Origin of the sequence: Nostoc spongiaeforme FACHB-130 (assembly GCF_014698475.1) — a bacterium.
GTDB classification, from domain to species: domain Bacteria; phylum Cyanobacteriota; class Cyanobacteriia; order Cyanobacteriales; family Nostocaceae; genus Nostoc_B; species Nostoc_B spongiaeforme.
The window spans coordinates 49,285-63,050 of the sequence record NZ_JACJTB010000006.1; the positions used below are offsets into that span (position 1 = coordinate 49,285).

At 42.1% G+C, this 13,766-nt stretch carries 7 protein-coding genes; 4 read left to right on the plus strand and 3 right to left on the minus strand.

From position 1 onward, the window contains the following. Nucleotides 1-15: 15 nt before the first annotated feature. Nucleotides 16-2,274, minus strand: coding sequence for a photosystem I core protein PsaA (gene psaA, locus H6G74_RS07625; protein ID WP_190967104.1), 2,259 nt, complete (start codon nt 2,272-2,274; stop codon nt 16-18). A gap of 517 nt (nt 2,275-2,791) precedes the next feature. Here psaA and H6G74_RS07630 point away from each other — a divergent pair. Continuing rightward, nucleotides 2,792-4,267, plus strand: a complete 1,476-nt coding sequence (locus H6G74_RS07630) for a hypothetical protein (protein ID WP_190967105.1) — start codon at nt 2,792-2,794, stop codon at nt 4,265-4,267. 24 nt (nt 4,268-4,291) lie between these two features. Here H6G74_RS07630 and H6G74_RS07635 read toward each other — a convergent pair whose 3' ends face one another. Beyond that, nucleotides 4,292-5,194 (minus strand): glutaminase, encoded by a 903-nt coding sequence (locus H6G74_RS07635; RefSeq protein ID WP_190967106.1) that lies wholly within the window; start codon nt 5,192-5,194, stop codon nt 4,292-4,294. Nucleotides 5,195-5,370: 176 nt separating this feature from the next. Between H6G74_RS07635 and H6G74_RS07640 the strand changes: the two genes are divergently transcribed. The 3 genes from H6G74_RS07640 (at nt 5,371) to H6G74_RS07650 (ending at nt 9,808) form a co-directional block, all read left to right on the plus strand. Further along, a complete protein-coding gene (locus H6G74_RS07640; protein WP_190967107.1) occupies nt 5,371-6,900 on the plus strand; it encodes a thioredoxin-like domain-containing protein in 1,530 nt (509 codons plus the stop codon). Next, the gene (locus H6G74_RS31720; RefSeq protein ID WP_190967108.1) at nt 6,897-7,958 is read left to right on the plus strand and encodes a DUF952 domain-containing protein; all 1,062 of its coding nucleotides are present in this window, start codon (nt 6,897-6,899) and stop codon (nt 7,956-7,958) included. The genes H6G74_RS07640 and H6G74_RS31720 overlap by 4 nt, the downstream gene beginning before the upstream one ends. Before the next feature lie 296 nt (nt 7,959-8,254). Further along, a complete protein-coding gene (locus H6G74_RS07650; RefSeq protein WP_190967109.1) occupies nt 8,255-9,808 on the plus strand; it encodes an NAD(P)H-quinone oxidoreductase subunit N in 1,554 nt (517 codons plus the stop codon). 285 nt (nt 9,809-10,093) lie between these two features. Here the strand turns inward: H6G74_RS07650 and H6G74_RS07655 are convergent, their stop codons facing one another. After that, the gene (locus tag H6G74_RS07655) at nt 10,094-13,285 is read right to left on the minus strand and encodes a CHAT domain-containing tetratricopeptide repeat protein (RefSeq protein ID WP_199340931.1); all 3,192 of its coding nucleotides are present in this window, start codon (nt 13,283-13,285) and stop codon (nt 10,094-10,096) included. Nucleotides 13,286-13,766 lie beyond the last annotated feature (481 nt).

A 13,766-nucleotide genomic window follows, 5' to 3' on the forward strand; every position in this document is an offset into this window, starting at 1 on the left:
CCGTATAACTGATTGCTATCCTACTGAAAGAATGTGTGCGTGGAAGAATGCCCAGGTTGTTGCAATTCCTCCTAGGAGGTAGTGTGCTACACCAACAGCACGGCCTTGAGTGATGCTCAAAGCGCGGGGTTGGATTGCAGGTGCTACCTTCAGTTTATTATGCGCCCAAACAATGGACTCAATTAGTTCTTGCCAGTAGCCACGACCACTGAACAGGAACATTAAGCTGAATGCCCAAACAAAGTGAGCGCCTAGGAACATTAATCCGTAAGCAGACAAAGCACTGCCGTAGGAGTTGATTACTTGAGAAGCTTGCGCCCACAAGAAATCACGCAACCAGCCGTTGATTGTGATGGCACTTTGGGCAAAGTTACCACCAGTAATATGAGACACATTACCAGCTGCGTCTACAGTTCCCCAAACATCAGATTGCATTTTCCAACTGAAGTGGAAAATCACAATTGACAAAGAGTTATACATCCAGAACAATCCGAGGAACACATGATCCCAACCGGAAACTTGGCAGGTACCGCCACGGCCAGGGCCGTCGCAAGGGAAGCGGAAACCTAAGTTGGCTTTATCGGGGATCAAGCGAGAGCTGCGAGCGAATAGTACGCCCTTCAGCAGAATCAGCACTGTTACGTGAATGGTGAAAGCATGGATATGGTGAACCATAAAGTCAGCAGTACCCAAAGCGATGGGCATCATTGCGACTTTGCCACCAATAGCCAAGATACCGCCGCCAAAGGCATAGCTAACAGGCTCTAAGGCGTTGGGAGCAGTGCCACCAGGAGCCAAGGTGTGCAGATTCTGCACCCACTGAGCAAATACTGGTTGCAACTGAATTGCTGTGTCGGAGAACATGTCTTGGGGACGGCCCAAGGCACGCATTGTGTCGTTGTGGATGTAAAGACCAAAGCTGTGGAAGCCCAGGAAAATACAAACCCAGTTGAGGTGGGAAATAATTGCATCCCGGTGACGAATCACCCGATCCAGAACGTTGTTTTGATTCACAACAGGATCATAATCCCGCACCATGAAGATGGCAGCGTGAGCCGCACCACCGACGATTAGGAAACCGCCGATCCAAATGTGGTGAGTGAAGATACACAACTGAGTTGCGTAGTCAGTTGCCAAGTAGGGATAGGGAGGCATCGCGTACATGTGATGCGCGATGATGATGGTCAGCGAACCCAAGAAGGCAAGGTTGGTTGCCAATTGAGCGTGCCAAGAGGTGGTCATGTTTTCATAAAGACCCTTGTGACCTTCCCCGGTGAAGGGGCCTTTGTGGTTTTCCAGGATCTCTTTGATGCTGTGACCAATTCCCCAGTTAGTACGGTATTGGTGACCAGCGATGATGAAGAGTACAGCGATCGCTAGGTGGTGGTGAGCAATATCAGTCATCCACAAACCACCGGTTACAGGGTTTAAACCACCCTTGAAGGTTAAGAAGTCAGCATACTGACCCCAGTTCAAGGTGAAGAAAGGTGTTAAACCAGCAGCAAAGCCGGGGAATACATCAATCAACAGGCTCTTGTTCAGAATGAACTCATGGGGCAAGGGGACATCTTTAACAGCTACCCCTGCATCCAATAGCTTGTTGATTGGAGCCGATACGTGAATGATGTGACCAGCCCATCCCAAAGAACCGCAGCCTAACAGCACTTGCAAGTGGTGGTTTAGCATCGACTCCACATTCTGGAACCATTCCAGTTTGGGAGCGCGTTTGTGGTAGTGGAACCAGCCAGCAAATAAGAACAAGCCTGCTAATACCAAGCCGCCAATAGCTGTGCAGTAAAGCTGGAAGGAGTTGGTGATACCCCAGCCACGCCATACTTGGAACAAGCCAGAGGTGATTTGAATACCGTGGAATCCACCACCGACATCACCATTTAAAATGTCTTGTCCAACAATAGGCCAAACGACTTGAGCACTGGGTCTCACGTTCAACGGATCACTTAACCAGGCTTCGTAGTTAGAGAACTTCGCGCCGTGGAATATCATCCCGCTTAACCAGATGGTCACAACGGCCAGGTGTCCGAAGTGAGCCGCAAATATTTTGCGGGAGATGTCTTCTAAATCGCTTGTATGTGTATCAAAATCGTGGGCGAGAGCGTGGAGGTTCCAAATCCAAGTGGTGGTTTTGGGGCCTCTAGCTAGAGTTCTGTCGAAGTGTCCTGGCAATGCCCATCTTTCAAATGAGGTTGGTACCGGGTCGTTATCGACTACTACTCTTGCTTTCTTTTCCTCTCGCTCCGGAGGACTAATCGTCATTCGACCTCCTCTCGTGATAAGGAATGAGGAATCATGAAACCACAAAGTGATCCTTAGTCGCCTTCTCCAGGGTAGTGGCTGGAGCAGCGATGAAGACGCTATGTGGAAGTTTGTTTCTGTTGAATTATAAAGTCTTTACTTGTACATTGTTGGAGAGATTTTAACAATAATTCAAAATCCCCAAATTAATTGTCGGATCTACCTTTTAACTGTAAACTCTTGAGCAAAAAGTCAATACTTTCTTCATTTAATTTACAAAGAATAACAATTCGTTAAACTTATGATTAATGGGTATAATGTCCGCCGGCTCAGTACTCTCAAATTAGTTAGAGATATTTTTGGCACGAGAGAAAAACATATAATTAGAGAAAATAGTAAAAAAGAATACTGTTTTCCTGTCATTTTTAAAAAATACATAGTGACTGCTCAAAATTTCACCTTTTAAGCTATGGTGTGCAACGCACAGTTTAAGGCAAAATAATTTTGCAGTTTTGCAGACTATAACTGGGTGTCAGGTATGAATTTGTGGTGTATGAAGTCTTTAAAACAGATCCTCCCCAGGAGTCTGACTATTTTCAAGTGGCTTGTCATACTAGTATTGGTCTTGAATTTAAACAGTTGTGCAGAGAAAGCTGTTAGTCAAGATGTATCTGTTAGTACTAGAGAAAAATCTCAACCAACTTCGCAGCAATTTACGGAAGTTGCGCCACCAGAGGTCATTCAAGAACTGCGCTCAACGCTAGAAGTATACCGCCCCCAGGTAACTATCGTCACCCCTTCATTTGATGAAATTATTCAAGATACTAAAGTTAAAGTTCAATTTCAGGTAAAAGATTTACCTATATTTAAAGATCCAGCATTTGAATTAGGGCCTCATCTCCAGGTAATTTTGGATAATCAGCCTGATATCCTGGTGTATGACTTAAGCCAGCCGTTGATTTTGTCTGATTTATCTCCGGGTACACATAGTTTACGTGTATTTGCTTCTCGCCCTTGGGGTGAAAGCTTTAAGAATGAAGGCGCTTATACTCAGACATTGTTTCACGTTTTTACAAAAACAGATGACAACAGTCCTGATCCTAGGGTTCCCTTACTGACTTACAGCAGTCCTCAAGGTAGTTATGGTACTGAACCAATTTTACTGGACTTTTATTTAACAAATGCTCCATTACACTTAGGCGCTACAGATGATCCCAATGATTTGTTCAGTGATTGGCGTATCCGTTGCACTATTAATGGTGACAGTTTTGTGTTCGATCGCTGGCAAGCAGTTTACCTCAAAGGCTTCCAACCTGGAAATAATTGGGTGAAGTTGGAATTTTTAGACAGTCAAGGTAACGTTGTTAAAAATGCCTTTAATACGACTGTGAGATTGATTAACTACCAACCTAAAGGCAAAGATACACTTTCTCGCATTGTCAGAGGCGAACTTAAAGCTGATGAAATACGCAGCATCGTAGATCAAAGTTACATTCCTCAGCCATCAATTACCGAACCCAAAACACAGCCAATTCCTACACCAGAAGTTCCAGAGGTAGTTCAACCGCAACCAACTGAGTTACCAAAACCAGAACTGGAAGTAATACCAACACCCCAAGCGACTGAGTTACCCAAGCCAGAACTGGAAGTAATACCAACACCCCAAGCGACTGAGTTACCCAAGCCAGAACTGGAAGTAATACCAACACCCCAAGCTACTCAGCCCCCACAGCCACAAGTGATACCAACACCACAAGTTATTGAGTCACCAAAACCAGAACCGGAAGTAACACCTACGCCACAAGCTACTGAGTCGCCAGCGCCAAAACCAGAAGTCACACCCACACCTCCAACTACAGAATCAGAATCACCAGAACCAAAAGTTATCCAGTCACCTGTACCAGAAGAAAAACCAGAAGTAACACCGACACCGCAAGCAACCGAGTCTTTAAAATCTAGATTTGGTAAATATTTTCAGCGTCGTCCAATACCAACATCTCAAGAGGAGGGATAAGAGATGAAAGTTACGCGGAGTTTTTTAAAAGATACTCAGTTCTAATTTTTGGGCTAAAGCTGCGATAAAAGCGATCGCACCTACGGAATTTCCGACTATATTTAATGCGGGACTGTAGCAAGCGATCGCGCCTACGTTTGGTACTATAGCTAACATGCCACCGCTAATGCCTGATTTCATCGGTAAACCAATTTTGAGAGCGAACTTAGCCGAGTCTTGGTAAAGTCCACACATCAACATCACGGCGTTAACTATCCGGTGATGCTGTAAATTATCGCCGCCAGCTAAGGCTTTTCCTAATAAGGCTAAATCTTCTACTCTGCCTGAAAGACAGCATATTTGCTCATAAGTATCAAGAGCTATTTCAGGATTTTTCAGGCGATTTTTTTCAGCGAGATAGTTGGTGAGTGCTTGGTTAATTGGGGAACGTGAAGCGCGTACCGAAGCCAGCATAACTTCATCTAAATATAGTCGGGAACCGGCTAACTGATTTAACCATTGACAAAGATGTGAAGTGCGATCGCTTGCCGTCTTTCCTGGTAACTTATCAACTAGAGTAATTGCACCACTATTAATCATCGGGTTGCGGGGATGTCCACCATCTGTAATTAATTGTTCTAAAGAATTAAACGCCGCATCCGACGGTTCAACGCCAACCCATTGAAAAACTGTATCTGTTCCCATCACTTCTAGCAGATACAAAAATGAAAATACTTTAACTACACTCATTAAAGGAAACACACAACCTGTATCTCCCGAACTGTAAGTTTTTCCTGATAAACAGCAGATGTGAACAGCAAACCAGTTAGGATGAGCAACAGATAATTGTGGAATGCGATCGCACACTTTACCCTGTACAGTCTGAATTTTAGCTTGTTGCACCCAAGCAGCTAAATCAGTGGTAGTAAGTTTATCGAGTTTGACCAAAAGTGATATAGCCTCAAGATGATTCTCAGTTAGGTATAGCAGTAAACAGTCAACAGGCTTAAAACTTTCTTTGAGTCTAGGTTATGCAGGTATCTCACACGTCATGATTAATTTAAGTTATCTTCCCTACACCCTCATACTCCTAAACCCCTACACCCAAAATTAAAGGATATCTCATGACTCCCTGCGTCAGAGCGCCAGAATTACCACAAAATTACACTTGGCTGAATACTGACAAACCTTTGTCCTTAAAACAACTTAGGGGTAGAGTTGTCATCTTAGACTTTTGGACATACTGCTGTATTAATTGCCTGCACATCCTACCAGACTTGAAATATTTGGAAAACAAATACAAAGATAGTCTGACAGTAATTGGTGTCCACTCCGCCAAGTTTGACAATGAACAAGAAACAGAAAATATCCGCCAAGCTATTTTGCGTTATGACATTGAACACCCAGTTTTAATAGATCAAAATTTTCGTGTATGGCAAGAATATACTGTGCGTGCTTGGCCGACATTCATGATTATCGACCCTAAAGGTTATGTAGTTGGCTATGTTTCTGGCGAAGGTAAGCGTGAGGTTTTAGATAAGTTAATTGCTAAAATTATTGCCGAGCATCAGCAAAAAGGTACAATCAACTTTCAAGAAATCAACCATATTTTAGAAAAGCAGCAACAACCAATAATTTCACCCTTAGCTTTTCCTGGAAAAGTCTTAGCCACGCCAATAGGTTTATTCATTGCTGACTCTGGACATCACCGCTTAGTTTTGAGTAACTTTGATGGCGAAGTTCTCCACATTATTGGTACAGGACAACCTGGTTTAATTGACGGTAGTTTTAGCGAAGCACAATTTTCTGCACCACAGGGAATGGTATTTGATAACGAAAATCAAATTCTGTTTGTCGCTGATACCGAAAATCATGCTTTGCGGCGAGTTGATTTGCAACGCCAAATAGTCGAAACAATTGCAGGAACAGGAGAACAAAGCCGTAATATTTATCCTCATGGTGGTGCTGGTTTAGAAACTGCACTCAATTCTCCTTGGGATTTAGTCAAAGTTGGGAATACCTTATTTATTGCAATGGCGGGTTCACATCAAATTTGGCAAATGAACTTAGCCACTAACATTATCAAAACCTATGCTGGTACAGGTGGAGAAGGTTGTGTTGATGGTTCACTAACAGAATCGGCTTTTGCTCAACCTAGTGGTATGACTACAGATGGACAACAACTATATATTGCTGATAGTGAAATTAGTACAATTCGGAGTGTAAAAGTTGTTGAATCATACCAAGTTACAACTATTTGCGGTAGTCAACAGTTATTCGGTTTTGGTGATGTGGATGGACAAAGTACAGATGTGCGATTACAACATTGTATGGCGGTGGAATATGCGGGAAATTTTTTGTGGGTAGCAGATACATACAACCACAAAATTAAATTAGTTAGTCCCAGCACAGGTAATTGTCAAACAATTTTAGGTGAGGGTTTAGCTGGTTTACAAGATGGACAAGGTAAAAACAGCCGCTTTTTTGAACCTTCTGGATTGAGTGTTATGGGTTCACATCTATATATTAGTGATACCAACAATCACGTTATTCGCTGTGTTGATTTAAATAACTTTGCAGTGACGACAATGCAGTTTTCTGGTTTATGTGCGCCAGATATATGTATTCCTCAGAATCAAGACAATCTGCTATGAACTTAGTAATTTTTGATATTGATGGTACACTCACCAATACAAACCAGATTGATGAAACCTGCTTTGTAAATACTTTTACTTCAGAATTTGGGTTTGTTAATATTAATTCAAACTGGGCAGAATACAAAAATATTACAGACTCTGGCATTACTCAGCAAATTTTTCAGGAAAAATTACAACGTCCACCTTCAGAATTGGAAATCAAAAGATTCAAACTTGCTTTTGTTGCCAAACTCGAGCAGGAGATTAGCACACAGAAATATCTATTTAGTAGTATCCCTGGTGCAGAAAAGGTATTAGCTGAATTACAAACCTCTGTTACATGGCGTGTAGCGATCGCAACTGGCGGATGGTATGATTCTGCTATATTAAAACTGCAAGCAGCCGACTTAGCAATACACAATATTCCCTTAGCTTCATCTGATGATGGCATTTCTAGAGAAGATATTATTAATGCGGCTATTCTCAAAGCTAAAAATATCTACAAAGTTGAAGATTTCACCAAAATAGTCTTTGTAGGTGATGGTATTTGGGATATTAAAGCTGCACGTAATTTAAATATTAGTTTTATTGGGATAGCCAATCACCAAGCACCTGAAAAATTATTAGATGCTGGCGCTAAAACAGTGCTACAAGATTTCGATAACTGTGATTTTACCAAACTACTCGATACAGCAGAAGTCCCAAAATCCAACATTCCCTTCCTTCTGCATATTACACAGCGCCAGCAATGGGAACAAGCGAAAGATAATGATATTTATATAGCAGAATCTCTCGCTAAAGAAGGTTTTATTCACTGCTCAAAAGTAGCACAGATTATCCCAGTCGCTAACAGATTTTTTTATAACCAAAAAGAATTAGTTATACTGTTAATTGATAGTCAAAAAGTTAAGGCAGAAATTCGCTATGAGGCGGCTGAAACCGGAGAAATATTTCCGCATATTTATGGAAGTTTAAATATAGATGCGGTAACTCAAGTGATAGATTTTGCATCAGGAGTTGATGGTTACTTCGATTTACCCCAACAACTGCAAGATTTAATTTCAGAAATCGTATAATTAGCCAACAAGTATATTTAGCAATACCGATTGTTTATTTAGTTACCATTGCTAACAGATAGCTAGAGCAGTATCTGTGTTGACAAGACGCACAATCTGAATTTCAACTATAATTTAATCTAATCATAATGATAGAGTCTTGGGTGGGAGTTAGCTGATCCGCTTCTTTTAAGCTAATTGTACGCAAGAGTCAGTCTATGCTTAAGACAGAAAGATAAATGCAACTTTGGTAATGAACAATAGATAAAATGAACAAAGTTAGCCTTAATGTCTAATCGCCAAAACCTATATATCTCATGGATTTTGCTAATCTTGCATCCCAGTTGAATGCTGGAACAATTCTGCCAGAGGGAATTGTGATTGTTACCCTCTTAGGGGTTTTGATTGTTGATTTGATTTTGGGGCGTACATCCTCACGCTGGATTGGATATCTAGCGATCGCGGGTTTACTAGCCGCAATTGTCGCCCTATATTTTCAATGGGATAATGCCAATCCCATCTCCTTTACTGGCGGCTTCACTGGTGATGACCTCAGTATTGTGTTTCGCGGTATTATCGCTTTGTCTGCCGTTGTGACGATATTGATGTCAATTCGCTACATTGAGCAGAGTGGTACCGCCTTAGCAGAATTCATCGCAATTTTGCTAACTGCTACATTAGGAGGAATGTTCTTATCTGGTGCTAGTGAGTTAGTGATGATTTTCATCTCACTAGAATCTTTAAGTATTTCCTCTTATTTATTGACAGGGTATACCAAGCGTGATCCCCGTTCTAACGAAGCGGCGCTGAAATACCTGTTGATTGGTGCTGCTAGTACAGCAGTATTTTTATACGGCGTTTCCTTGCTGTACGGTTTATCAGGTGGTCAAACAGAATTAAGTGCGATCGCAGATGGTATCATCACAGCCAAAGTCAGCCAATCACTCGGATTAGTGATTTCACTTGTTTTCATCATTGCAGGTATTGGCTTCAAAATTTCGGCTGCACCCTTCCACCAGTGGACACCAGACGTTTACGAAGGCGCACCCACCCCGGTAATTGCCTTTTTATCCGTTGGTTCCAAAGCAGCCGGTTTTGCTTTAGCCATTCGCCTATTAACTACAGTCTTCCCAATGGTGGCTGACGAGTGGCGATTTGTGTTTACCGCCCTCGCTATTCTCAGCATGATTTTGGGTAACGTAGTGGCTCTGGCACAAACTAGCATGAAACGGATGCTGGCTTACTCATCCATCGCTCAAGCTGGATTTGTGATGATTGGCTTAATTGCTGGTACAGAAGCTGGATACGCCAGTATGGTCTTTTACCTGCTGGTTTATTTGTTCATGAACCTGTGCGGCTTTACCTGCGTTATTCTCTTCTCCCTCCGAACAGGAACCGACCAAATCGCCGAATACTCAGGCTTGTATCAAAAAGACCCACTGTTGACATTGGGTTTGAGTATTTCCTTACTGTCTCTCGGCGGTATTCCACCACTGGCTGGATTTTTTGGCAAAATCTACTTGTTCTGGGCTGGTTGGCAAGCTGGTCTTTATGGATTAGTATTGCTAGGTTTGGTAACTAGTGTGGTTTCCATCTATTACTACATTCGCGTAGTCAAAATGATGGTAGTTAAAGAACCCCAAGAAATGTCCGACGTAGTGAGAGACTACCCGGAAGTGCGTTGGAATTTACCAGGATACAGACCTTTACAAGTAGGCTTGATAGTCAGCTTAATTGCAACTACTATATCCGGGATTTTGTCAAACCCATTGTTTACATTGGCAAACAATTCCATTGCTCACACCCAAATCTTACAAGCAACAATTACTAAAGTAAGTACAGTTCCTCTAGAAGAACCAGAAAAGCTGTAACTTACTTTTACTTTTTGTATATGGCTAATAGCTGATCATGAGATTTTGACAGCTATTAGCTATTTTTTATAACTTAACGCCGTGTGCAACTTGCCTTCAAACCTAACCCCCAACCCCTTCCCTACGAGGGAAGGGGAGCAAGATTCAAAGCCTCTCTCCGCTTCGGGGAGAGGTTTGGAGAGGGGTTTCAAGAATAAGTTGCACATCTCGTAACTTAATTCTCATCTCCAATAAAAATGAATTACGAATTACGATAGCGCAGCGTTAGCGAGTCCGCGAACGTCATTACAAATTATTCAACGGAGTCCAATTACCGGAAGGAACAAACGCCGCCCAAAATTGCGGTTCGCTATATTCTTGACTATTGAGCAAATCTAACTGTGCGGAACGCAAAGCCTCATGTCTTCCTTTCCCCGCCTTCAAGTTATTGTAATACTTCACCATCAATTCCTTCGTCGCTGCATCATCAACTTGCCACAAACTTAAAACCTGAGTTTGTGAACCAGCAATTACCAAAGCACGACGCAAACCATAAACACCATCGCCAACTTTAATATCACCCTTACCAGTGTCGCAAGCCGACAGCACAACTAATTGATTAGAACGCAAATCTAAACCAGCAACTTCCAACGCTGTTAACACACCATCATCATTATTATTTTTGGCTTGACTGCGTTTATTAAATCCAGCCAACGCTAAACCAGAACGCAACAAGGGATTTTCTACTTGAATAATCTCTTTTGGACGTGGTGTTAATTCAAAATCGGGTGATGCGTTGATATCTTGTTCTTCATCTGCGATGAAAAAACCGTGAGTAGCTAGATGTAAAATACTCGGACTGTGTAATTCTTTAACAGCCGTTTCTGTCGCATCTTTACCTAACAGCACTTGTGCATTCGGTAACACTTTTTTAATAGCAACAGCTTCATCTTTAGTAGCAGCTAACGGGTCAAATATTAAGTTTGCCAAGTCACCAGAGCGCCGATTTTGCGAACCGCGCGAACCAGATACTTTTGCAGAAGCTACAGTTTGTGTTTGGTTGTCGTAATCAACATCTGCTAACACCACAGGCGAGGAAGTATTGTTAACATCTGAGTTTAAACGTAATAAATCTCGCCCAGTGGTAAGGTAAGAAAAAGCGTAACGTTGAATTAAAAACTTATCTTGCTCATCTTTTAATGCCTCAAAAGGAATTAATGTTAATTGCCCATCAGGTGAAATTAAAATATGACGCGCATCACCCAATAAAGGACGAATGGGTGCGATTAATTTCTCATCTAAAGTACGTCCGAGTTTCTTGAATCTAATTCCTTTGACTAACGCTACACGAAAATCAATGGCTAATTTATCAATTTCTGCCGCTTCACCTAAATCAACCAACTTCGGTTCGCCAGTGGAACGCAACACTGCAACAGCATAACGGGGTTTACCAAACCTTTGAGCCTCAGCTTTGGCTTTGGCCTTGTATGGTCGATACTGTACAATTTCTACCAAAGCTGCATCTTTGGGTATTTTAGATTGAATCGTAGATAATTCTACTGGTTGAGTTTGCTGACGGAATTCAGCACTTTTTGTACTGATAGCAGCTTCCAACTTTGCTCTTTCTGCTTCGAGTTGTTCTAGTTGAGTTTTCAGGTTAGCAGCTTGTTTTTCTGGTTGAGAAAATACTAAGGCTGAGAGTTGCTGTTGCACTTGCAACCATTGAGTGAATAACTTTTGGGTTTCTGGGTCTTTTTTCAGTTGAGAACGTAGTATTTGGATGCTGTCAGCTACAGCATCTAACACTAATCCTTTTTGACGGAGTACAGTGGTTAGGGCAAGAGATGCGGTTGTTTTTTGATTGCGGCCTTCTTGAAGTGATAGAGAAACGGTAAAATCAATTGTTTTGCTAAAAGTTTTCACATAGTTCTGTTTTCTTTGTTCTGAGCCGACAGCAAAAATTAGATTGAGATTTTGTGCTTGAACTTCTAGCCCACGTCGTAAGACATCGGTAGAACGATTAATATCAGCTTGCACCTGATACAGTGCAGCCAAATTCTTCCAGCTTTGGGCAACATCGGGATGAAAATTCCCCAACACTTTCTTTCGGATAGCCAGGGAGCGTTGATACAAAGGTTCCGCTTGTTGATATTTCCCCTGTAACTGATACACTACAGCTAAATTATTTAAGCTAGTGGCGACTAATGGATGTTCTTTTCCCAGTACTTTCTCAAAGATAGCTAGAGAACGAAGATTCAGTGGTTCCGCCTGTTGATACTTTCCCTGTAACCGATACAGTTCAGCCAAATTATTTAAACTATTAGCGAAATCGGAATTTTCTTTCCCCAGCACCTTCTCTGTAATAGCCAGAGAACGGAGATACAAAGGTTCTGCTTGTTGATATTTCCCCTGTGCTTTATACAGTTCTGCCAAATTATTCAAGCTAGAGGCGACATTGGGATGTTCTTTCCCCAGCACTTTTTCTCGGATAGCTAAAGAACGGAGATGTAGCCCTTCCGCCTGTTGATAATTTCCTTGTAATTGATAAAGTCCTGCCAAATTACTCAAGCTAGAGGCGACATTAGGATGTGAGTTGCCCAACACTTTTTCTACAATAGCCAGAGCGCGGAGATACAAAGGTTCCGCCTGTTGATATTTCCCTTGTAACTGATAAAGTGCTGCCAAATTATTCAAACTAGAGGCTACATCAGGATGTTCTTTCCCCAGCACCTTCTCAGAGATAGCCAGAGAACGGAGATACAAAGATTCGGCCTGTTGATATTTCCCCTGTGAATTATACAATAGTGCCAAATTATTTAAGCTAGTGGCGACAGAGGGATGTGAGTTCCCTAGCACCTTCTCAAAGATAGCCAGAGAACGGAGATACAATGGTTCCGCCTGTTGATATTTTCCTTGTGTATCGTATAGTAGCGCCAAATTATTTAAGCTAGTGGCGACATCGAGATGTTCTTTCCCCAGCACCTTCTCTCGGATAGCCAGAGAACGGAGATACAATGGTTCGGCTTGTTGATATTTTCCCTGTGCTTGAAACAAGAAAGCCAAATTATTTAAGCTAGTAGCGACATCTGGATGAACATTTCCCAGCACTTTTCCTCGGATAGCCAGAGCGCGGAGATAAAATGGTTCGGCTTGTTGATATTTTCCTTGTTTTTCATACAACCCTGCCAAATTATTTAAACTAGTGGCGACATCGGGATGAACATTTCCCAGCACTTTCTCTCTGATAGCTAATGCACGTTCTGCTAAAGGGATGGCTGTACTGTATTTACCTTCTTGGTATAACTTTAATACCTGTTTATTTAGTTCGCCCGCTTCCTTTAAAGCTGCTTGTTGCTGGGCTGAATATTTAGGTGGCTGCTGTTGCGCTATTCCTGGAACTAGCATACTTAAAACTAACCCTGTTGTCATCCCACCTGCTACCATCCAAGGTGCAAGACAAATACCCGCAGCATTCATCGCGCTAAATAACTTTTTCACAGTCAACTCACAAGCTTGTATAAGTCAGTTATCAGTCAACAGTTATCAGTGATCAATTCTTTACTGATAACTGTTAACTGTTCACTAATAACTGTTAAGTAAATCATGCCGGACTCAGGCATTTTCGCAAAGCTGTTGTGAAAAAACTCAAAAACTTGCGCCTTCTTCTTTGCGCCTTTGCGCCTCTGCGCGAAACAAAACCACATTCCGCAACACCTAATGCAAAACATTTGCTGACATTTCAAACTCAAACGCTCAATACAGTCAGCGTCACGCACTACCAAATAGCTCGGTGCGTTACGGCTTACGCCTAACACACCCTACCGGACTGTATTTTACTTTCTTTTGAAAGCGATCGCACCAACCATGAGCATCTGAGCTTCACGCTTCACCCTCAGAACACCAACGTTCAAGTAAAAAACCTGAAACTCCGCCTTCAGAACACCAACGTTCGAGTAAAAAGCTCGAAATTCCGCCTTCA